The sequence below is a fragment of the Sphaerisporangium krabiense genome, assembly GCF_014200435.1.
GTDB classification, from domain to species: Bacteria; Actinomycetota; Actinomycetes; order Streptosporangiales; family Streptosporangiaceae; genus Sphaerisporangium; species Sphaerisporangium krabiense.
This window is the reverse complement of record NZ_JACHBR010000001.1, coordinates 250,052-271,321: the sequence shown is the minus strand read 5'-3', so window position 1 is coordinate 271,321 and position 21,270 is coordinate 250,052. Positions and strand designations below refer to the sequence as shown.

At 73.0% G+C, this 21,270-nt stretch carries 13 protein-coding genes and 1 tRNA gene; 8 read left to right on the top strand and 6 right to left on the bottom strand.

Features of this window, described 5'->3' with window-relative positions; genetic code table 11:
- Positions 1–60 precede the first annotated feature (60 nt).
- A complete protein-coding gene (locus BJ981_RS01180; protein WP_239139154.1) occupies positions 61–1,722 on the top strand; it encodes a class I adenylate-forming enzyme family protein in 1,662 nt (553 codons plus the stop codon).
- Positions 1,723–1,728: 6 nt separating this feature from the next.
- Here BJ981_RS01180 and BJ981_RS01175 read toward each other — a convergent pair whose 3' ends face one another.
- Positions 1,729–2,613, bottom strand: a complete 885-nt coding sequence (locus BJ981_RS01175) for an arylamine N-acetyltransferase family protein (protein ID WP_239139155.1) — start codon at positions 2,611–2,613, stop codon at positions 1,729–1,731.
- Positions 2,614–2,695: 82 nt separating this feature from the next.
- On the opposite strand from BJ981_RS01175, the gene BJ981_RS01170 reads away from it, so the two are divergent.
- The 3 genes from BJ981_RS01170 to BJ981_RS01160 are packed head-to-tail and all read left to right on the top strand — an operon-like array spanning position 2,696 to position 7,897.
- Complete coding sequence (locus tag BJ981_RS01170; protein ID WP_184607891.1) at positions 2,696–3,379, top strand: response regulator transcription factor; 684 nt, start codon at positions 2,696–2,698, stop codon at positions 3,377–3,379.
- Complete coding sequence (locus BJ981_RS01165) at positions 3,376–6,645, top strand: DUF4153 domain-containing protein (protein WP_184607890.1); 3,270 nt, start codon at positions 3,376–3,378, stop codon at positions 6,643–6,645. Before BJ981_RS01170 ends, BJ981_RS01165 begins: the two co-directional genes overlap by 4 nt.
- Before the next feature lie 34 nt (positions 6,646–6,679).
- Positions 6,680–7,897, top strand: a complete 1,218-nt coding sequence (locus BJ981_RS01160) for a hypothetical protein (RefSeq protein WP_184607889.1) — start codon at positions 6,680–6,682, stop codon at positions 7,895–7,897.
- A gap of 3 nt (positions 7,898–7,900) precedes the next feature.
- Here BJ981_RS01160 and BJ981_RS01155 read toward each other — a convergent pair whose 3' ends face one another.
- Entirely contained in the window at positions 7,901–8,527 is a 627-nt protein-coding gene (locus BJ981_RS01155) for a LysE family translocator (RefSeq protein ID WP_184607888.1), read from the bottom strand.
- Positions 8,528–8,671: 144 nt separating this feature from the next.
- Here BJ981_RS01155 and BJ981_RS38945 point away from each other — a divergent pair, with 144 nt between their 5' ends.
- Complete coding sequence (locus BJ981_RS38945) at positions 8,672–11,617, top strand: helix-turn-helix transcriptional regulator (protein ID WP_184607887.1); 2,946 nt, start codon at positions 8,672–8,674, stop codon at positions 11,615–11,617.
- A gap of 602 nt (positions 11,618–12,219) precedes the next feature.
- Here the strand turns inward: BJ981_RS38945 and BJ981_RS01145 are convergent.
- Positions 12,220–12,615: a response regulator transcription factor gene (locus tag BJ981_RS01145; protein ID WP_239139156.1), complete on the bottom strand. Its 396-nt coding sequence runs from the start codon at positions 12,613–12,615 to the stop codon at positions 12,220–12,222.
- Between the two features lie 1,450 nt (positions 12,616–14,065).
- Here BJ981_RS01145 and BJ981_RS01140 point away from each other — a divergent pair.
- The 3 genes from BJ981_RS01140 to BJ981_RS01130 all read left to right on the top strand — a co-directional run bounded on the left by BJ981_RS01140 (position 14,066) and on the right by BJ981_RS01130 (position 15,779).
- Complete coding sequence (locus BJ981_RS01140) at positions 14,066–14,443, top strand: C40 family peptidase (protein ID WP_239139157.1); 378 nt, start codon at positions 14,066–14,068, stop codon at positions 14,441–14,443.
- A 130-nt stretch (positions 14,444–14,573) separates the two neighbouring features.
- Positions 14,574–14,645: transfer RNA gene (locus BJ981_RS01135), tRNA-Arg, on the top strand.
- Positions 14,646–15,350: 705 nt separating this feature from the next.
- On the top strand, positions 15,351–15,779 hold the full coding sequence (locus BJ981_RS01130) for an Imm51 family immunity protein (RefSeq protein WP_311745209.1): 429 nt from the start codon (positions 15,351–15,353) through the stop codon (positions 15,777–15,779).
- Positions 15,780–15,995: 216 nt separating this feature from the next.
- Here the strand turns inward: BJ981_RS01130 and BJ981_RS01125 are convergent, their stop codons facing one another.
- The 3 genes from BJ981_RS01125 to BJ981_RS01115 are packed head-to-tail and all read right to left on the bottom strand — an operon-like array spanning position 15,996 to position 21,270.
- Positions 15,996–17,915 carry a YehQ family protein gene (locus tag BJ981_RS01125; protein ID WP_184607885.1) on the bottom strand — a complete coding sequence of 640 codons (1,920 nt, stop codon included), beginning with the start codon at positions 17,913–17,915 and terminating at the stop codon, positions 15,996–15,998.
- Positions 17,912–19,030 carry a VWA domain-containing protein gene (locus BJ981_RS01120; protein ID WP_184607884.1) on the bottom strand — a complete coding sequence of 373 codons (1,119 nt, stop codon included), beginning with the start codon at positions 19,028–19,030 and terminating at the stop codon, positions 17,912–17,914. Before BJ981_RS01120 ends, BJ981_RS01125 begins: the two co-directional genes overlap by 4 nt.
- A complete protein-coding gene (locus tag BJ981_RS01115) occupies positions 19,027–21,270 on the bottom strand; it encodes a DUF5682 family protein (protein WP_184607883.1) in 2,244 nt (747 codons plus the stop codon). The genes BJ981_RS01120 and BJ981_RS01115 overlap by 4 nt, the downstream gene beginning before the upstream one ends.

The following is a 21,270-nucleotide window of genomic DNA, read 5'->3' as shown; positions in this document are numbered from 1 at the left end:
ATCTCGCCGGACCCATTGACCCGCCCGCTCCGGGCTCCATAGTGTCGCCCCCATCCTGCGATGGGAGTCGCGATGGGGCTGCACCCGCACGAGCGTGTCGAGCAGTACACCAGGGACGGCTGGTGGACCGGGGACACCGTCGACCGGCTGTTCCGGGACAAGGTCGCGGCGCGGCCGGGCGCCGTCGCGATCGTGGACCCGCCGAACAAGCCGAGCCTGATGGACGGCGCGGTCCGCCGGCTGTCGTGGGCCGAGCTCGACGTCGAGGTGGACAGGATCGCCGCGGTCCTGCTGGAGTCCGGCGCCGCGGCGGGCGACGTGGTGGCGGTCCAGCTCCCGAACAGCGTGGAGCTGGCCGTGACCTTCCTGGCCGGGGCCAGGATCGGCGCCGTGATCACCCCGCTGCCCGTGCAGTACCGCGAGTACGAGCTCACCCAGGTCATCACCATGGCCGATGTCAAGGTGTTCGTCACCGCCGACCGGGTGGGCGACCGCGAGAACGCCGAGATCGTCCGCAGGCTGGAGGTCCCCGCGCCCCCGGTCGTCCTGGCCTGGGGCGACCCGGCGCGGGACCTGGAGACGGCGACCGCCGACCCGGCCGTGCTCGCGGCGCACCTCAAGGGGCTCGAGACCGACCCCAACGACTGCGTGACGATCTGCTGGACCTCCGGCACCGAGGCCACCCCGAAGGGGGTGCCCCGTTGCCACTACGACTGGTTCGCCGTCGAGAACACCACCACCGCCGCTCCCGCGCTCACCGGCGACGACGTCGTGCTCAACCCCTTCCCCATGGTCAACATGGCCGGCATCGGCGGCGTCTTCCTGCCCTGGCTGCGCACCGGGTTCGTGCTGGTCCAGCACCACCCCTTCGACCTTCTCGTCTACCTCGACCAGATCTCCGAGGAACGCGTCACCTACACCCTCGCCCCGCCGGCCCTGCTCACCATGCTGCTGCAGAAGCCCGAGATGCTGGAGCGCTACGACATCGCGTCGCTGACGCGCATCGGCTCCGGCTCGGCGCCGCTGCCGCCGTGGATGGTCAAGGGCTGGCAGGAGCGGCACGGCATCGCCATCATCAACTTCTTCGGCTCCAACGAGGGCATCGCCCTGCTGTCGGACCCGGTGCACATCCCCGACCCCGAGGAGCGCGCCCGGTTCTTCCCCAGGCCCGGCGCCGCCGGCGACTGGCCGGGCACGCTCGCCGCCACCCGCGTGAAGCTCGTGGACCCCTCCACGGGAGAAGAGGTCACCGAGCCGGGGCGGCCGGGCGAGCTGCGCCTGTCCGGGCCGACCGTCTTCGCCGGCTACCTGCCCGGCACGGCCGCGGCCGACCCCTTCGACGAGGACGGCTACCTGGTCACCGGGGACGTCTTCGAGATCGCCGGGCCCGGCGGGCGGTACCTGCGCTTCGTGGACCGCACGAAGGACCTGATCATCCGGGGCGGCACGAACATCTCCGCCGCCGAGCTGGAGGGCCTGCTCGCCGGGCACCCCGCCGTGATGGAGGCCGCCATCGTGGGGTACCCGGACGAGGTGCTGGGGGAGAGGGTGTGCGCGGTGGTCGTGCCCCGGGACGACGTCGACCTCCCCGCGCTGGTCTCCTTCCTGCGCGACAAGGGCCTCGCCTCCTACAAGCTGCCCGAGCGGCTGCAGGTCGTGGAGGGCCTGCCGCGCAACGCGGTCGGCAAGATCCTCAAGCGGGAGCTGCGCGACCGGCTCTGAACCCTCTCAGGACGCCCTGGTGGCGAGCCAGCTCTCGTGCGCCTCGGTCAGCCGCTCCCACAGCGCGTCCTTCTCCCGCGGGTCCACGTCCTCCAGGGTGAGGCCGAAGACGTCGGCCAGCGCCTCGAAGTAGTCGCGCGGAGTCGGCAGCGTCGTGCGCGTCGCGCCCGAGCCGGTCCTGGTCAGCACCAGGCCGCGCAGGGTGTCCGCCCCGGCCGCGTCGCGCCGCTGCACGCACAGCGCCGTCATGAACGACGAGTCCGGCGAGGTGGACAGCTGCTCGTGCCTGGCCGTGAACGCCGACATCGGCACGGCCCCCGGACGCAGGTCCATGCCGAGGAAGCTGCCCGAGGGGTCGTGCTCCAGGCGCCAGCCGCCCGGCTCGGCCTCCGAGGGCCGCAGCCCGTACGCGAACGCGCCCTGCCGGTGGACGCCCTCGACCAACGGCACCGGCTCGTGCGGCCCGTCCCCGAGCCCCACGTCCACCAGCCACCCGCCGCCCGGATTGGCCGCGGTCGGCAGGCCGGACACCGTGAGCGCCAGGTGGTTGCCCCGGGCGCCCGCCGGGTCGGCGGCCGAGCCCTGCACCCCGGCCATGTGCCGGGTCACCTGGTACCCCAGCGCCTCCAGCAGCAGCGCCAGCGCGCCGTTGAGGTGGTAGCAGTAGCCGCCCCTGCCGCGCAGCACGCGGCCGGCGGACTCCAGGGCGTCCACGGTCGTCGGATGCCTCAGCCAGATGTGGAACGTCTCGTACGGCACCCGTTCGACGTGCGCGCGGTGCAGGCGGGCGAGGGACTCGGGGCTCGGCGGGCCGGTGAGGTCGTCCAGCCGGAGACGCCGCAGATACCGCGGAACCAGGGGCGACACGGTCGCGTCCAGAGAATCGGTCACCGGCCAAGCTAACCAAGCCCTGCATGAGATCTGCACATTTCGCCAGGGATTGTCTGCACGGGGCCGTCCTAGGCTTCTCGACGTGACTGACCAGCGACGCATCCTCGTGGTCGAGGACGACACCACCATCGCGCTGGCCGTGCGCGACCGGCTCGGCGCCGAGGGCTTCGACGTCCGCGTCGCCGGGGACGGCGAGGAGGCGCTGGCGGCGTACGCCAAGGCCGAGCCGGACCTGGTGATCCTCGACCGGCTGCTGCCGGGACTGGACGGCCTGGAGGTCTGCCGCCGCATGCAGGCCGCCCGCCCGGTCCCGGTGCTGATGCTCACCGCGCTCGCCGAGGAGACCGACGTGCTCGTCGGGCTCGGCGTCGGCGCCGACGACTACCTGACCAAGCCGTTCAGCATGCGCGAGCTGGTGGCCAGGATCCACGCGCTGCTGCGCCGCGTCGAGCGCGCCGCCCAGCTCGTCCACGAGGACACGGTGATCCGGGTGGGCGACGTCGAGATCAACACCGCCGAGCGCCGGGTGTTCGTCCGCGGCGCCGAGGCCCAGCTCACCCGCACCGAGTTCGACCTCCTGCGGCGGCTCGCCGAACGCCCCGGGCACGTCTTCGAGCGCGATCGGCTGCTCTCCGACATATGGGGCTTCTCCGAGGCCGCCGCGACCCGCACCGTCGACAGCCACGTGCGCGCGCTGCGCCGCAAGCTCGGCGCGGGCGTCGTCCGTACCGTGCACGGCGTCGGATACGCCCTGGTGCGGCCATGAGGCCCCTCGACTTCCTCGGCCGCATCAAGATCAAGCTCGGGCTCGTCATCCTGCTCGCGGTCGCCACCGCGTTCACCATCAACGAGTACGGCCGCGCGCTCGGCGTGGACGCCGTCACGCGCATGGGCCTGGCCGCGCTGCTCAGCGTCGGCATGGTCCAGCTCCTCGGCCGCGGCATGACGCTGCCGCTGCGCGAGATGGCCGCCGCCGCCCAGACCATCGCCAAGGGCCGCTACGGCATGCGCGTCAGCGCCACCTCCCGCGACGAGGTCGGCGAGCTGGCCCGCGCCTTCAACGCCATGGCCGCCGACCTCGGCGAGGTGGACCGGCAGCGGCGCGAGCTCGTGGCCAACGTGAGCCACGAGCTGCGCACGCCCATCGCCGGCCTGCAGGCCGTGCTGGAGAACGTCGTGGACGGCGTGTCAGCGCCCGACCCGGCGACGCTGAGCACCGCGCTCGCCCAGACCCAGCGGCTCGGCCGGCTCGTCGCCCAGCTCCTCGACCTGTCCCGCCTGGACTCCGGGTCCCGGTCCATCGAACGCGAGCCCCTCGACCTCGCCGGGCTCTGCGGCCAGGCGGTCCGCGAGGCCAGCCTGAAGCGGGACGACGTGGTGCTGACCTGCGACGTTCCCGCGGGGCTCGGCGTCCACGCCGACCCGGCGCTGCTCGCCCAGGTGCTCGCCAACCTGCTCGACAACGGCGTCCGGCACAGCCCGCCGGGCGGCCGGGTGCGGGTGCGGGCACGCGCCGAGGGCACGGGGGTGCGGCTCCGCGTGGCCGACGAAGGGCCCGGCATCCCCGAGCCGGAGCGGCCCCGCGTCTTCGAGCGCTTCTCCCGCCTGGACGCGGCCCGCGCGGCCGACGCGGGCGGAGCCGGGCTGGGGCTGGCCATCGTGAAAGAGATCGTCGAACTGCACGGCGGCTCGATCAAGGTCGCCGACACGCCGACCGGCTGCCACATGGTGGTCGACCTCCCGGAAAGGACCTCCGCCATGCCGGCCCCCGCCGACCCCCCGCCAGCCCTCGCCCCCGCGCCCCCATCCGGCGAGAAGCCCGGCCACGGCGAGCCGCGGCCCGGCCACGGCGAGCCGCGCGCCGGGGCGGAAACGGCGGCCGCCACCACGTCGGACGTCCTCGTCGCCCCCCTCTCCCCGGCCGAGGCGGCCGGCCCTGCCGCTCCCGCCACCCGTGCCGCCGTCCCTGACGGTCCCGCCACCGCTGCCGTCGCCTCGGGCGCCCCTGACGTTCCCGCCGCCACAGCCGCGCACGAGCCGGAAGCCCCGGCCGTCCGGAAACCGGAAGCCCTTCCCGTCCAGAAGCCGGCGGTCCCGGCGGCCGGGCGGGCCGGCACGCCGGACGTCCGGGAGGGCGACACCCCCGCCGCGACCGGCCCGGGAGCCGCCTCCGGCGGCGCCGCGATTCCGGGCGCGGGGCCGTGGCGGTACCCGGGCCAGGGAGGGCACGCCGTGCCGCCACCTCCGCAGGGCGCCGCGCCCTCGCCGTACCCCGTGCTGCGGGGGCCCTACGGCCCGTCCGAGCGCACCCCCCAGGCCGCCACGCGATGGGGGAAGAGCTTCGCCGGTGGCCTGCTGGGCCTGGTGTGGGGGTTCGTCGTCGGCGTCTCGCTGGCGTTCTTCCTCGTCTACTTCTTCGGCGGCGGCTACGGGGTCGTCGCGACGCTGCTCTTCTCCGCGGGAGGCACGGTGCTGGGCGCGTCACTGAGTTACCGCAGTGCCCGATCGTCGGAGGCCACCGCGCCGCCGCACCACGGCCGCGCGCGGCCTGGCGAGGTGTACGTGCCGCCGCCGCTGCTCCCGCGCCCGACCCTGCCGGACACGCCCAGGTTCCTCCCCGCGCTCGCGGCGGTCGTCGGCCTCTTCGCCGCCATCGCGCTGCCCGAGAGCAGGCCCGGCCTCGGGTTCGTGCTGGTGGCGATCGCCGTCGGCGCGGCCGTCCTGCCGTGGGCACGCCGGCGCGTCACCCCGTGGACGGCGGCGTTCGGCCTGCTGGCGTACGCGCTGGTGGGGGTGGCGTTGTTCCGGGACGGCGACTGGCTGGTCGGCCCCATGATCCTCGCCGGCTTCGCCATGGCGGCGCTGGCCGTCTCCGGCGGCGGGCGGCGCTGGCTCGGGGTCGTCAGGGGAGGGATGTCGGTCCTGCTCGCGCTCCCGCCGGTCCCGTGGTTCCTGGCCAAGCCGTTCAGGACGATCGACCGCCGCCGCCTCGGACCGGTGGCCGCGGGGCTCGCCCTGTCGCTGGTGCTGATGCTGGTGTTCGGGCTGCTGTTCGCCTCCGCGGACGCGGTCTTCTCCTCGTTCGCGGCACGCCTGTTCACCGCCCCCGACTGGGCCGCCACGCTGCCGTTCCGGCTGCTGGTGTTCGTCCTGTTCGCCGCGCTCGTCGCCGGGGCCACGCTCGTCGCGCTGCGCCCGGTGGCGGAGCCGCGGATCCAGGCCCGGCGCAGGCGGGTGAACCCCACGCTGTGGGCGACCCCGCTGGTGGCGGTGAACCTGTTGTTCCTCGCGTTCGTGACCGTGCAGATCACGACGCTGTTCGGCGGCAACCGCAAGGTCGTCGAGACGGCCGGGCTGACCTACGCCGAGTACGCGCGGTCCGGCTTCTTCGAGCTCGTCGCGGTGAGCGTCTTCGTGCTCGCCATCGTCGCGGTCGCGGCCGGGCTGCTGGCCCCCGAGGGGCGCGCGCGCTGGGCCCTGGCCGGGCTGCTCGGCCTGCTGTGCGCGCTCACCATGGTCGTCCTCGCCTCCGCCCTGCACCGCCTGGATCTGTACATCGACGCCTACGGGCTGTCGCGGCTGCGTGCCTCGGTGGTCGCGGCGATCTGGTGGCTCGGCGCGGTGTTCGCGCTGGTCCTGGCCGCGGGCGCGTTGCGGGTGGCGCGGCGCGGCGCGTCCTGGCTGCCCCGCACGCTCGTGCTCGTCACCGCCCTGACGCTGGTGCTCTTCGCCGCCTGGAACCCCGACCTGCGCGTCGCCGAGAGCCAGATCGACAAGCGGGGCGTCGCACGGCTCGACGTCGACTACCTCGGCGACCTCGGCGCCGAGGCCGTGCCCGCCGTCGACGGGCTGCCCGAGCCGGCCCGCAGCTGCCTGCTGGAGGAGATGGCCGCCGCGTCCAGGTACGGGAAGGCGGACCCGTGGAACGGCTGGAACCTCGCCCGTCGCGAGGCCCGCGAATTGCTCCGTGCCCGACCTCTGCTGGACCGGTCTCTGCTCAGCTGTGAAGATATAGGGTCGCCTGGGACATAGTCAGACAGCGGGCACCCTGAAAGGCACGGCTGCGTTGGAGGGTTCGGTTCACGTCCATGTCGAGGACGTCAGGGACGAAGGCGCCCGTGAGGTCCTCGACAGGATCGCCGGGTACGGCGTGCGCGAGGTCACCGTGGCCGTCGCCTCCCACGCCGCCCGCGACATCACCCCCCACGGCGCCTCGCGGGTGACCCTCCGCTCCGACGGCGTTCACTTCGCCCCACCCGAGGACCTGTTCGCCGGCCTTCGCCTGACGCCGCCCGTACAGGCGGGCGCGGCCGACGAGCCGCTGGCCGCGCTGCGCGAGGCCGCCGCCGACCGTGGCATGGCCCTGCACGGCTGGGCGGTGTTCCTGAACAACGTCACGCTCGGCCTGGCCAACCTCGACCTCACCGTGCAGGACTGCTTCGGCGGCCGCGGCTCGCCCGCGGCGCTGTGCCCGGCGCAGCCCGACGTGCGCCGGTACGCGGTCGCGCTCGCCAGGGCCGTGGCGCGCCAGGGGATGGGCAGCGTCGTCGCCGAGTCCCTCCACTTCGGGACGTTCGCCCACGGCTACCGGCTGGAGCGGTCGTACGTCCCGCTCGGCCCCATGGACGAGTTCCTGCTCGGCCTGTGCTTCTGCGGCTGGTGCATGCGGCGCGCCACCGACCTCGGCGTCAAGGCCGAGGTCGCGCGGGAGGAGTGCGCGAGGATCGTCGGCGGCGTGCTGGACGGCGACCCGCCCGCGCAGGGCGAGGTGACGCGGGCGGCGCTCACCGCCTACGCGGGACCGGAGGTCGTGGCCTACGCCCGCGCCCGCTCCGAGACCGTGACGTCCCTGGTCAGCGAGGTCTCCTCGGCCGTGGCGGCCGAGGGGTCCCGGCTCACCTTCGTGGACGGCACCGGATACGCCAAGGGGTACGCCGACGGCCTGCCCCCGGCGGGGCTCGCGGCGCACGACGCCTGGCAGTTCGGCGTGGACCTGGTCGCGCTCGGCGACCTGGTGCCCTCCTTCGGCGTGCTCGCCTACGCCAGGGACGCCGCCCGGGTGGCCGACGACGTCGGCGCCTACCGCCGCTCGGTGGGCAACGACCGCGAGCTGCGGGTGGTGCTGCGCCCCGGCCGTCCCGACACCGACTCCGAGGACCGCCTCGCCGCCAAGGTCCGCGCCGTCCGCGCCGCCGGCGGCGACGCCGTCGACTTCCACGCCTACGGCCTCGTCCCCTACAACGTCCTCACCCGCATCCCCGCCGCCCTGGCGCTCCGCCCGTAACCCTTAGCGGGAGCGGGCGCCGCCGGTCAGGGCGGTGGCGACGCCGAGGCCGAGGTACACGAACCCGCTGACGTACCGGAGCAGGCCGCTGCGGCGGCGCATGACCTGGCTCAGCATGCTCGCGCCCATGGCGTACACCAGGTCGGTGACGATGCCGAACGTCAGCAGGGTCAGGCCCAGCACGATGATCTGCACGGCGGGCGAGCCGGCGGCGGGGTCGACGAACTGCGGCAGGAAGGCGAGGAAGAAGAGGATCACCTTGGGGTTCAGCACGTTGACGACGACGCCCTCCAGGAACACGCGGGGGAGCGGCTGGCGCGTGGTCGCCTGCCCGGCCTGGTGTCCCCGGTCGGCCAGCGTGCGGACGCCGAGGTAGACGAGGTAGGCGACCCCGGCCCATTTCACGGCGGTGAAGGCGGCGGCCGACCGCGCGATCAGGTAGGACAGGCCCGCCGAGGCGGCGGCGATGTGCACCAGCGTGCCGGTCTCGACGCCGACGGCCGAGGCGATGGCCGCCGCCCGCCCCTGGGCGATGCCCCGGGCGGTGATGTAGAGCGCGTTCGGGCCGGGGACGGCCACGAGCGCGAGCGCGGCCAGGGAGAAGACGACCAGGGTCGAGGGGGCGATCATGCCTTCGACCCTAGGCTCGCGCGTGCCTGATGAAGAGAGCCATTTCGGCCCTGTTTATGGATCCAATGTCGTTTCCTCCCCCGCCGGGTGCAGGGCGTTCGCACCCATCCGGGAGTGTCGGAGGGGCGTGTAATACTCACGGGTGTGGCATGGCGCGAGACGCGGAGTCCCCTGATCGGACGGGCGCGAGAGCTCGACCGTCTGTCCGGCGTCCTCGAATCCGCCTCCCAAGGGCAGTCCGGCGTCGCCGTGATCGGCGGTGACGCCGGCATCGGCAAGACCCGCCTCGTGACCGAAATCATCGGCCACGCCCGTGCGCGCGGCTTCGCCGTCCTGGTCGGCCAGTGCGTGGAGCTCGGCGACGCGCTGCCGTACCTGCCCCTCGCCGACGCGCTGCGCGGCGCGCGCGACGACGCCGGCCTCGTCCAGGCGATCGAGAGCCGGCCCATGCTGCGCAGGCTCGTGCCCGGCGGCCCGTCCGACCCCGGGGCCGAAGCCGGCTCCGGCCTGGCCCAGCAGCAGCTCTTCGGCTCCGCCCTGGCCTTCCTCGCCGAGGTCTCCGAGAGCAGGCCCGTCCTGTTCGTGCTCGAAGACCTGCACTGGGCGGACAGATCCACCCGTGACCTGCTGGTCTTCCTCAGCCGCATGATCCAGCGCGAGCGCGTCTGCCTCATCGGCACCTACCGCACGGACGATCTGCACCGGCGCCATCCGCTCAGGCCCCTGCTCGCCGAGCTGCAACGGCTTCCCTCGGTCACCGCCCTGAAGCTCGGCCCGCTCGGCACCGACGAGATGTCCGACCACCTCGTGGCCCTCGGCGGCGCCGACGCCAAGGTCATCGGCGCCATCATCGACCGCGCCGAGGGCAACCCGTTCTACGCCGAGGAACTGCTCGCCGCGGAGGGGCTGCCGTACGGCCTGGCCGCCCTGCTGCTCGCCCGCGTCGAAAAGCTGTCGGACCCCGCGCAGCGGGTGCTGCGCGCCGCCGCCGTCGCGGGCCGCCGCGTCGACCACGCCCTTCTCCAGAAGGTGTCCGGCCTCGACGAGCCCGGGCTCGAAGAGGCGATGCGCGAGATCGTCTCGCGCGGGCTGCTTCTGCCCGACGGCGACGGCTACGCCTTCCGGCACGCCCTCCTCCAGGAGGCCGTCTACACCGACCTGCTCCCCGGCGAGCGCACCCGGCTGCACGGCGAGTTCACCCGCCTGCTGGACGGCTCGCCGGCCGAGCTCGCCTACCACTACCTGGCGGGCCACGACCTGCCCGGCGCCCTCGCCACCTCCGTCGAGGCCGGCCGGCGCGCCGAGAGCCTGGGCGCCCCCGCCGAGGCCCACAGCCACTACGACCAGGCGCTCGCCCTGTGGCACCGCGTCCCCGACGCCGAGCGCGTCGCCGGCATCTCCCGCGTCCGGCTGGGGCTGCTGTCCGCCGCCGCGGCCCAGGAAAGCGGCGACCCGCACCGTGCCGTCAACCAGATGCGCGAGCTGATCGCGACCGAGACCCCGGCCGCCGAGCTGTGGGAACGCCTGGCCTACTACCTCACCGACGCCGACGAGCCCGCCGCCGCCATAGCCGCCGCCAAGTCCGCCGTATCCCTCGCCACCTCCGAATGCTCGGCCGTGCCCGCGGCCGCCGCCCCGTCCGCGTGCTCGGCCGTGCCCGCGGGCGCCGCCCCGTCCGCCTCCCCCGGGGGCGACCCTCGCGTACACGCCAGGGCGCTGGCCACCTACGCGCGCACCCTGCTGTGGTCCACGCGGCACGACGAGGTCGAAGAGCTCTGCGGGCGTGCCCTGCGGGTGGCGCGCGCGGCGGGGGTCCACGACGCCGAGTCCAGCGCGCTCATCTCCCTCGCCACGGTCGCCGACATCGACGGCGACACCGAGCGCGCCGAGCGGCTCCTCGCCGAGGCGAGCGCCATCCGCTCCGGCGACCTGTCCATCGACCTGCGCGCCATCTACCACCACGCCCGGGTGCAGTACGAGCGCGGCAGCCTCGCCGCCGCCGAGGTCACCGCCGACCGTGGCCTGAAGCTCGCCCGCGAGACCGGTTTGACCTGGAGCGCGTACGGCACCGATCTCAGCTTCCTGCGCCTGCTCATCGACTACACCGGCGGCGACTGGAAGCAGGCCGCCGCCGTCGCGGCCGGTTTCGCCGTACGGGTCGGCAGGCTGCCCGAGGCGTGGCTGTCGGGGTACGCCCTGTTCATCGAGGTGGCACGCGGCGACCCGATCGTCGAGGAGCGCCTCGCCTGGCTGAAGCCGTTCTGGGACGACGAGCTCGTCACCCAGATCGTCAGGGCGCTCGTGGCCGAGCGCTCCCTCTGGAACGGCGACCCCCGGGCCGCGATCGACCACATCCGGGTGATCGTCCAGATCCTGGAGCCCTTCGACCCCGTTCTCATCCGGATCTGCGCCACCGGGCTGTGGGCCCTGGCGGATCTCGGCGAGAGCGGCCCCGAAGCCGACGACCTGCTACGACGCGCTCGCGCCGCGGCCACCCTCGGCCCCGGCTCCGGCGCCCGCGGCCCCATCGGCGTCGAAGGACAGGCATGGCTGGCCCGCGCCGAGGCCGAGTGGCGACGTGCCCAGGGCGTCGCCGACCCCGCCCTGTGGCGGGCCGTGGTCGAGGCGTTCGACTACGGTGCCGTCTACGAGCAGGCCCGCTCACGCTGGCGGCTCGCCGAGGCCCTGCTGGCCACCGGCGACCGCGAAGCGGCGCTCACCGAATGGCGGCAGGCCCTGACCACCGCCACCTCACTCGGCGCCGTGCCGCTCACCCACGCCCTCACCGAACTCGCCCGCCGAGCCCGCTTCCCCATGCCGTCCCCGCCCTCCGGCGACCTCGTATCAGCGCCGGACGCCGCCTCCGCTCCGCCGCCTCCCTCCGCCGGCCCCGTGAGCACGCTGACCGCCCGCGAGCACGAGGTCCTCGCCTTGGTCGCCACCGGCTTGTCCAACCGCGAGATCGCCGAACGCCTCTTCATCGCCCAGAAAACCGCCAGCGTCCACGTCTCGAACATCCTCGCCAAACTAGGCGTCTCCTCCCGCACCCAAGCCGCCGCCTACGCCCACCAGGAGGGCCTGACCACATAGGCGACCCACCCGATCATCGACGGCGCCTCCCGGCCGGACCACCGACCACCGCCCCTGCCACCCCATGCTCAGAAGCGCGCCCCCGCAAGCGCCACCCTTCACCGACTCGTCACACGGCCGACGCACAGCGTGGGCCGGCCGGGGAACCGAGCCACCAGGACTCCGCGGAAGTGATTCCCCCGCGACCGGCCGGTACGAGGTGCTGGAGCTGCTCAAGGGCGACATCGAGGCGGACAGCACATGCCGCAGGGTGGACTCCACCCGCCCGACGCCGCCAGATCACAGGTCAGGCGCAGCCAGCGCATCCATCGCCTCGCCGACCTCACCCACCTGCCTGATCGGTACGTGAACTCGGGCCCATGCTCACGCGCTACCCCTGCCGCACACTTCTCACGTCATACCTGCCCGACCTGCCCGACCTGCCCGACCTGCCCGGCGCCGCGACCTCCCTGTCCCATCCGGCTCGGAGTATCCCCGGCGCGGCGACAGGGGATATAAAGTGCAAATTCCCCATACCGTGGCGGATGGAGGTGGGGACGTGCAGGTGCCCTCGCCGTGCGGCCAGCTCGCCTACCGGCTCCTGGCGGTGCGGCCCGTGGTACTTACGAGCCACCGGTGCGGGCGGACAGCGCCAGGTCTCTCACGATCTCGATGAGTTCCGCGGGGTCGAACGGTTTGGTGAGGTAGGCGTCGACGCCGATGGCGAGGCCCCTCTTCTTGTCGTCCTCCTGGGCGCGGGCCGTGATCATCATGATCTTGATGTGGCTGGTGCGCTCGTCGGCGCGCAGCTGGGTGGCCGTCATCCAGCCGTCGAGGCGCGGCATCATCACGTCCAGCGTGATCACATCCGGCTGGACCGCGAGAACCCGGTCGAGGCAGTCCTGCCCGTCGGTGGCCGTCTCGACCTGGAAGCCTTCCAGATTGAGGTTCACGGCGATGAGCTCCCGAATCACCTCGTCGTCGTCCACGATCAGCACGCGCCCCAGAAGCTCATCCACGGCCGCGAGGCTAACCCTTCACAGCGCCGCCCGCGAGCACTTCCCCGAACTTTCCCTCAATCGCGTTCGCCATAAGGTCCCCTTTCTCCCTTCCCCGGTCGCTCTCACCTCACGACCACACCGGTGTGCCGCATCCGCCGGGCCCTCCAGGTACATCACAGGTACACGCAGGCGACTCCACGGGGTTGCGTCCACGAGATTGCGTCCTCGGGGGCGTCGTGGTCACGTCTGTCGTGGGATCCCGAGTCTCCGCTGGTAGTAAGCGTGACGTCCTGAAGTGAGGACGGCGCGGAGCCGGGCGGTTGTCCACAGCTCCCCGGCGGGCCAACACGCAGACTCATCATCGCCCCAGCTCAGACGACGGTTCGCCCCTCAACCCGAGTATCCGTCCGACCGGCTAATCCACAGAACCACTTTCGGTTCCTCAACCGCACCGCCCACGGCGTGATCCTGAGCTCCGACGCCTCATCCAGCCAGGAGGACACTCATGATCACGATGCTCGTGACCACCGCCCTAGTCACGGGAGCCGCCCTGTCGGCGAGCGCCGGCGACGGCCTCCCGCGCCTCCAACTCGGCCGCTGTGTCCAGATCCGCTGGCCCACCGGCCTCCCCCTCCCCGAGCTTCCGCGCCTCTCCACCACCCTCCAACGACTCCGCCTCTCACCCCGCCTCTGCGCCACCCCCCGCCACACCCACCAGATCCCTCTCCTCACCGCAGCCCCCACCCGCACCCGCCGCCCAGCCCTCCCGCAACAGGATCAGGCGCCCGCCTCTGAAGACGACCTCTCACCCCTCCTGACCCTCAACGGCACGACATCCAGCCGCCACGTCACCGAGTCCGCCCTCCCAGCCGGGGTCATCTGGACCTCCCACCGCCCACTCCCCGAACTCCCGACCCCCGACCCGACCCCTCAAAACAGCGACAACACCAAGACAAGCCTCAGCGCTCCCCCCACCGCCAAGCTCGCCCTCACATCCGCCCCCCTCTTAAAACACCTCGCGAGCCTCCTCTCCCCGCCTTCCGAGGCTCCTCAAGCCGCACCTACCAATTCACCCAGCCCCACGCGGGACACCGCCGCACCCGAAAAGCACCCCAACGGCGCCCACGCCCCTCACGCCCTCCCACACGACCCCGCCCCAGACGCAGCCACCCCCAGGACCCGCCCGCACCTGCTCAGGCCCAAGCCGTCCCCAACCGGACCCGAACCTGCCCTGGCCAGGCCCGAGCCGTCCGTAACCGGTCCCGAACCGTCCCCGGCCAGGCCCGAGCCGCGCTCGCAACCCGTCCCGGTCCACTCCGGCCCTCACATGGTTGGCCGCAACGACCGTGCTCACGTGGTCGTTGCCAAGAGACCCGGTCGTACCTCCTGGCGAAGCGCCCATGAGATATCCGGCACCGGTCACCGCGGCAATAGGCCGGCTGTCTCCTCTCAGCGGGCGGCCGGGGTGGTGGCGGCGTCAGCGGCGCTTCGGCAACTCGGGAGACCGTATGTCTGGGGAGGGGGATCGGCGGCGGGGCCGACTCGCGGCGGCTTCGACTGCTCCGGCCTGGCCCTCTACGTCTGGTCCCGCGCGGGAGTCTCCCTCCCGCACTACACCGGCAGCCAGTTCACCCAAGGCGCCAAGATCCCCATCTCCCGACTCCGCCCAGGCGACCTCGTCTTCTTCGGCGAAGCCACCGGCGCCCCCACCCACGTCGGCGTCTACCTCAAGAACGGCGTCATGATCCACGCCCCCAGAACCGGCGACGTCGTCCGCAAAGTCGACTTCCTCCACTCCCCCTACTACCGCTCCCACTACCGAGGCGCCACCCGCCCAACGCCATAGCACCCCCACCCCCTCCTGGGGCCGGGGCGATGCGGCGCCCCACCGCCCCGGCCCCAGGCACCTCCTGATCAAGATCCCCATTCCAGGTGACGGACAACATCCAGATGCTGGTAGCCTTATCACTCGTCGAGCCCCCTTAGCTCAGGGGATAGAGCACCGGCCTCCGGAGCCGGGTGCGCAGGTTCGAATCCTGCAGGGGGCACACAGCGAAAGGGAACACCTTTCGGCGCCGATCCGCTATCAGCGGGTCGGCGATTTGCTTTGTGAGCGCTGGCCGCGCTGGGGTCGAACCGGCCGCGACACTGTCGGCGGCCCCGGGCGTGTCCAGGAACGGCCGGGTACGCGGGCGATCAGCGGTGGCGCCGGCGGTGCTCGATGTGGAGTTCCGCCCATGGACGGCGGCGGTGCCGCGGTCTCGGGCCGCCCATGCTGATTTCAGCGCAGCAGTGGGTGCCGGGGGTTGTCGCGAGGTGGGCAGGGCAGTCCTCGGCCAGGGCGCGTACCGGATCCGCCTCCAGTTCGAACGCCTCGCGGCTGCCGATCAGAAAGATCGAGCAGCCGTTCGTTGTCGGCCAAGTCGACCGGGCGAGCCGTGCGGAGCGGCAGGTAGATGAGGCTGTGTGGGGAGCGGGCGGCCAGTCCCCAGGCCATCGCGAGCACCACGGCCGCGGGCTTGTCCAGGCTGAGTTGCGCGCCGAGTCGGCCTTCGTACAGCATCGCGTGTTTCACGGCTCGGGCCGGCCGGACCACTCGGTACTCGTCGCGACCAAGGCGTACGTTGCTGATCAACGTCGACCATGTCTGCTCCGATAGGCGCATTCTCACCCCGTTTCGTGTCTCGTTCGGGAAATCATGCTAGGAGCGACGCGCTGGCTCGACGAGCGGTTTTGCGCCGCACCGATCCACCGTGGTCACGACCACGGCGTTGAGCGGCAGAAGATTAAGTGGGCAACGAAGCCGCCTTGCGGCTTCGTTGCGGAAGTGGCAGCATGCGCCGGTGCATCCATTGAGGCTGGTCGAGTCGACTCCGGGGAAGTACTCGCTGTTGTTGGACGCGGGGACCACGCAGGTGGACGACGTGGTCGAGGAGCTTGGTCACGAACCGAACGGGTATTTCTGGGAAGGTGTCGCGCGGGTACTCGTCGACACCGAGGCCGCCGCTCTGGAAGGGCGGTTCTCCTATGATCCCGAAGGCGGCATGTTCTGCGCGTACGGAAGGGACCGTGGCGCGCTGGAGGAGCTGGGTGCCCGGATGGCGGTCGTCGCGACGGATGCCGACCGTATGCGGCGGCTCGTCGTGGCCGCGGAGGCGGATGGTTTCGAGTTCGACGACTGACTCGTCTGCCGCCGAGCGGCGACCGGCAAGCTCGTCGGCCGGCCGCAGTGTCTTCCGCTTTCAGGATCACCGGTCTTCGCTGACCAGGAGGCGGCGACATGTCTTCGCGCAGGTTGTCGGATGGGCGTCCTGTCTTGCGGCTGTCGGTGACTCGCTGCGCAACCCTATGTCGCAGTGAATGAACACGGGGGAAGGAACATCGCGTCCGCGTGGCGGTCAGGTCAGGTCCAGGGCGGTGTCCAGGCGTAGGTAAGCGTCGATCCAGGCATGCTCGGCGGTCTCGGCGGAGTCGTGGGTTCTTGTCGTCGCGAAGGTCGTGAGGGCTTGGGCGGTGCGGTGCAGGCCGATTGTGGTCAAGCGTTGGGCTGCGGTGGTGAGTCGGTCGTCGTAGGTCGGCGGCAGGTGTGACAGGCCATGGTGGGCCGCTTCGGCGAGCAGGTTTCGGGTCTCGAGTAGAGCGGTGGTGAGGGGGTCGTGCCGCTCCTCGCCGGCGACCGCGAGCTTGATGCTCACACCGGCGGGCTGGAGGTCGGGGACGATGACGCGGCCGCCGGCCGCCAGGCCGATCGGTTCGATGACGACGCCGCCTGCGGTTCGTCCGACCACGCCACTGACGAAACGCGGTTCGCCCTCCTCGCCGGCGAGTACGGCGGCCAGCGAGTCGAGGCGGCCGGGGGCGGCGCCGGTGTGGGTGGCCCTGACGGTGGCGGTGTTGCCCGCCTGGTCGGCGATGACGGCGTCGAGACGCTGGTCTCCGGGCGTGTAGGTGATGGTCTCCACGCGTGTGACGGCGACGGCCCGGACCAGTTCCGCTTCCACCCGCGGGCGGAGGGGACGGAGGGGGAGAGCGTCGAGCTCACGGCTGAGCGCCGCGAAGTCGGTCACCACCAGAGACGGCGGCAGTTCACCCCAGCCGCCCCGTGACGGGCTGACCGTCGATTTCGAGATCCGCCCGCCGGCCAGCCGCACGGTACGGCTGGCGCTGCGGATGGCGGACTCGGTGACCAGGTCGCCGGTGGCCAGAGCGGCGAGCGTGGACGTGGCGATCCGCCGCCTGGCCGGCGCCGTGTCATCGTGCCCGTCCCACTGGTGGCGGAGGACCAGCACCATGGCGCTGTCGCTGTGGGCCAGGTAGACCTCGGCGATCCGCTGGTCGCCGCGGCCGAGGATCCGGCAGCCGAGGCTTTCCAACCGGGTGCGGCCCAATGGGGTCTCGGCGGCCTCGCCGGTGCCGAGCACGCTGCCGCGCAGGGTGGCGTCCGGCCGCGTCACCGCCCGGTGCCGGGCGTGCAGTTCGGCGATGTGGCTCGCGAGGAGCTCGGGACGGTAGTGGGAGCTACGGTCGCGATAGGAGGCCAGTTGCCCGGCGAGGTCGCCGACGGCCAGCAGTGGCCAGCGCAGTCCGGCGGTGTCGAGGTGGTGCTGTACGTCGGCGACGGTGGCCTCGAGGCCCGGGCCGAGATGCGCCGCGCCCTCGCGCAGGACCGTGCCGGCCAGGCCCAGGGCCCGCTCCAACCCGGATCCGGTGCCGGCCTCGACCTCGCCGCCGACGTCGACCCGCACCTCGGGGACGCCGGGATGCAGGGCGTCGGCGACCCGGAACGCCCACACCGCGAGGGCGATGACCTCGTCGCGACCACCGGCGACGGTGCCGGTGTGGACGAACGCGAGGTCGCCGGGCACCAGGAAGCGCACGGTCGTGGTGGTCAGCTCGACCTGCGGTACCGGATCGCCGGAGGTCGCGCGGCGGACCCGCGCGGTGAATCCGCTGCGCTCCGCACGGCGGGCGGCGGCCATCGACCGGGCGCCGATCTTGGCGGTGAGCTCCTCGTCGGTCACCTCTCCCGGTGACCAGGGCAGAGGTCGCGGGGCCGCCTCGGCGGGCCGGCGTTGGTAGGCGAGGATCACGCCGATGACGTGCCGGCAGACGCCGGTGGCGGCGCAGGTGCAGCGGGCCAGGTCGAGGCCGCCGGGAGGCAGGGTCGCGGTCAGGCCGTCGGGGAAGCCGCCGTGCACGGTGCCGTCGGGGTCGGTCCTGAGCTCCGGTGCCGGCTCCTTGCCGGCACGTTTGACCAGACCGCGATTGGTCAGCGCGGCGAGGGAGTCCGCCGTGAGCCCGAGCAGATCCGTCCTCATCGGCCCACGTGCTCCGCCACGAAGGACGCCAGTTCGCCCGGTGTCATCGCCCCCACGTGGGCTCCGGCGTCGGCCAGGCGCTGCGCCAGCCCCCGGTCGTAGTCGGGGTTGGCCTGCTCGTCGAGGGCGGCCAGGCCCAGCACCTTGCCGCCCTGCGCCACCAGGTCGCGCACGACGCGCACCAACCGGTGCGGATCACCGCCCTCGTAGAAGTCGGAGATCAGCACGACGATCGCCCGGCGCGGCTGATCCACCAGGCCCGCGCCGTACGCCGCCGCGCGGGCGATGTCGGTGCCGCCGCCGAGCTGGACCTTCATCAGCAACTCCACCGGATCGTCGACGTCGGCGGTCAGGTCGACCACGTCGGTGTCGAAGGCGACCAGGTGGGTGCGCACCCCGGGCAACCCCCACAGGCAGGCCGCGGTGACCGCCGAGTGGATCACCGAGTCGGCCATCGACCCGGACTGGTCGACGAGCAGGATCACCTGCCACTGCTCGAGGTGGCGGCGGGTGCGGGAGAAGAAGAACGGGGTCTCGATCACGACCTTGCCGGTCTCGGGCTGGTAACGGCCGAGGTTGGCGCGCAGGGTTCTGACCATGTCGAAGTCGCGGGCGGACCGCATCCGGCCGGGCCGTCGCACCTTGGTGCCGGAGAACGCGCTGCGGACCTCGGTGGCGAGCTCGTCCATCAGTTGCCGGACGACCTGCTCCACGATCCGTCTGGCCAGCCCCAGCACCTGCGGGTTCATCAGGTGCTTGGTCCGTAGCACCGCCTTGAGCAGCACGGGGTTGGGTTCGATGCGCGCCAGCACGGCCGGGTCGGTCACCACGTCATGGATCTCGTAACGCTCGACCGCGTCGCGTTGCAGTCGTTCGACGGTCTCCTTGGGGAAGAGCCGGGTGATGTCGTCGAGCCAGTCGAAGGTGGTCAGAATCGATTCGCCCGTCCCGCCTTGCCGTACACCGCGCCGGCGCAGATCCTCGTCGCGGCCGTAGAGCCAGTCCATGGCCGCGTCACGGCCCGCGGCCTGCGCGTGGAGCCGTTGCCCGCCGAGGCACGCGCCGCCCGCTTCGCCGAGCAGCAGGCGCCACCGTTCGAGCGTGGGGTCGGTCATGACGCGATCAGTCCCTCCCGGCGCAGCGCCGCCTCGACGCGCTCGTCCAGTGCCCTTCCGGCGGCCACCAGTTCCGGTGCCGCGTCCAGCCGCATCAGGTCCCATCCGGATCCTCCGCCGGCCCGCCGCTCGACCAGGCGAGTGGCGATGAGGTGGCGTTCGCGAGGCGGGAAGAAGCCGAAGGCCTGGCGCAGCGCGGGCAGGGCCACCAGGAAGTCGTGGTCGGTCATTTCTCCGACCAGCTCGTCGAGCGACTCCAGCATGCCGGGGGTGTGCAGCACCTCCTCCCTGGCCAGCGCGAACAGTCCGGCCAGCCAATCCCCGGCCGACGCGGGGACGAACGCGCCGCGCAACGCCCGGGCGGGGTCCGCGGCGGCCGTGCCGCGCAGTGACCAGGCCAGACCCATCGAGGCGCCGCGCAGGTCGGGTGGCGCCTCCTGGCAGGCGGCGAGCCGGTCCGCGACGCCCAGCGCCGCGTGCGTGTCCAGCCCGAGGGACGGGCCGGCGTGTCTGAGGGCGTCGCGGACGGCGGTCATGGCGTCGACGCGCTGGAGGTCGGCCGGTGCGGGGCCGCCGCGCACGCCTTCCGCCAGCCACAGCGCCCGGTGAGTGGCGGCCTCGACCACCGTGGCCAAGGTGGTGGCGCCGCTGGTGCCGAACAGCTCGTCGTGGCGCCACATCGCCAGGGCGACGGTGAGGGTGCGGCCCAGCGACCCCAACTCGGCCGCCGCGCCGACGGCCCGCGCCAGGTCGTCCAGCACCTGCCCGGTCAGCTCGCCGATGCCGCACAGCGCCGTGTCGAACAGGACGTCGGCCAGCTCATCCAGGTCCGCGCCCCGGATCCGTTCGGCGAGGACGGCGGCCGCCGCCTCCTGCGGGTCCACGCCGTACCCGCCGGCCTCGATCAGGGCGGGCAGCCGGTCGCCCGACTCGGTCAGCGTCCATCGTTCGACCGGCTCCGTGCCGCCGCCCAGGCGGGGGCCCGAGGTGCGCGCCACGCCGGGGATTCGCAGCACCCGCAGCCGGTGCAGGAACCGGCTGCGCTCGCGGCCGGCGTCCTCGCCGAGGTCGAGCCGTTCCTCGCCCGGATCGCCCAGTACCGCGAGAACCGCGTGGGCCAGCGGTGGCAACGGAGTCGAGGGATGCAGGCGGCCCACCCGGTCGCCGCTGAGGGCCGCGATCATCTCCACGATCACGGGATGAGCGCCGGCGCGCAGCGGGCCGCGGGTCGCCCAGGGCAGCGGGGTCTCGATCGCCTCGTTGACCAGCGCGCCGGCCAGGCCGTCCAGCACGTCGACCCGGGCCGGACGCGGGTGGCCGCGCATCGCCGCGATCCCGTCCGCGGTGATTCGGGCGGCGATCAGGTCCGCGGTGGACACCGGCTGGCGCCGGGCGCGCAGCCGGGCCGTCACCGCCTCGGTGAGCCTGCGGGCGGCCTCGGCGGGGCCGGACTCCCACAGATGCTGGTAGTAGCCCGGCGACGGCATGCCCGCCTGGTAGCCGTCGAAGGCGTCCAGCCGCCGGAACGAGTACGGCACCAGGTAGCTGCCGACGACCGCGTCCGCGGGCGGCCGGGGCACCTCCGGCCAGTTCCGGTCACCCCGCTCGGCCAGCCGGATCAACGCGGGGCGGTGGAAGCCGCCCGTGACCACGACCACCGGCCTGCCGCCCGCGTCGGCGGCGGCGGCCCGGATCCACCGCGCCATGTACGCCTCGCGGGCCATGTCGTCCGAACCGGCCGGGGTGTCGCCGCGCACGAGGTCGAAGTAGGCGGCCAGCCGTTCGGCGAGCCCGTCGGCCGGCTGGATCTCGAACAGGTGGTCCCACAACGCGTCCACGTTGTCCACGGCGAAGGCGCGGCACAGCCGGCCGGTCACCTCGCCGTAGCGGGCCTCCGCGTCGGCGTACCGGTTGCGGACCTCCGCCAGCGCCGGATGCCAGGCCGGCAGGTCGATGAAACGCAGCTCGGCGCCGGCGTCGCGGCCCGCGGCCAGCGCGGTCCATTCCGGGGAGTAGTCGCACAGCGGCGTCCATGAGCCGTGCCGCCGTTGCGGATCCCGGTAGCCGGTGTAGACCGCGATCGGCAGCTCATGCCCCAGCAGGAGCTCGTCCATCCGGTGGTTCATGTCCGCCGGGCCCTCGACCAGCACGTACGCGGGCCGCAGGGAACGGATGGTGTCGGCGACCAGCCGGGCGCAGGCGGGGCTGTGGTGCCGCACGCCGAGGAACGTGACGGCCAT

Coding starts and splice junctions, on each gene's coding strand:
- BJ981_RS01180 (WP_239139154.1), top strand. CDS start 61: ATGGGAGTCGCGATGGGGCTGCACCCGCACGAGCGTGTCGAGCAGTAC.
- BJ981_RS01165 (WP_184607890.1), top strand. CDS start 3,376: ATGAGGCCCCTCGACTTCCTCGGCCGCATCAAGATCAAGCTCGGGCTC.
- BJ981_RS01155 (WP_184607888.1), bottom strand. CDS start 8,527: ATGATCGCCCCCTCGACCCTGGTCGTCTTCTCCCTGGCCGCGCTCGCG.
- BJ981_RS01125 (WP_184607885.1), bottom strand. CDS start 17,915: ATGAGGACGGATCTGCTCGGGCTCACGGCGGACTCCCTCGCCGCGCTG.
- BJ981_RS01120 (WP_184607884.1), bottom strand. CDS start 19,030: ATGACCGACCCCACGCTCGAACGGTGGCGCCTGCTGCTCGGCGAAGCG.
- BJ981_RS01115 (WP_184607883.1), bottom strand. CDS start 21,270: ATGGCCGTCACGTTCCTCGGCGTGCGGCACCACAGCCCCGCCTGCGCC.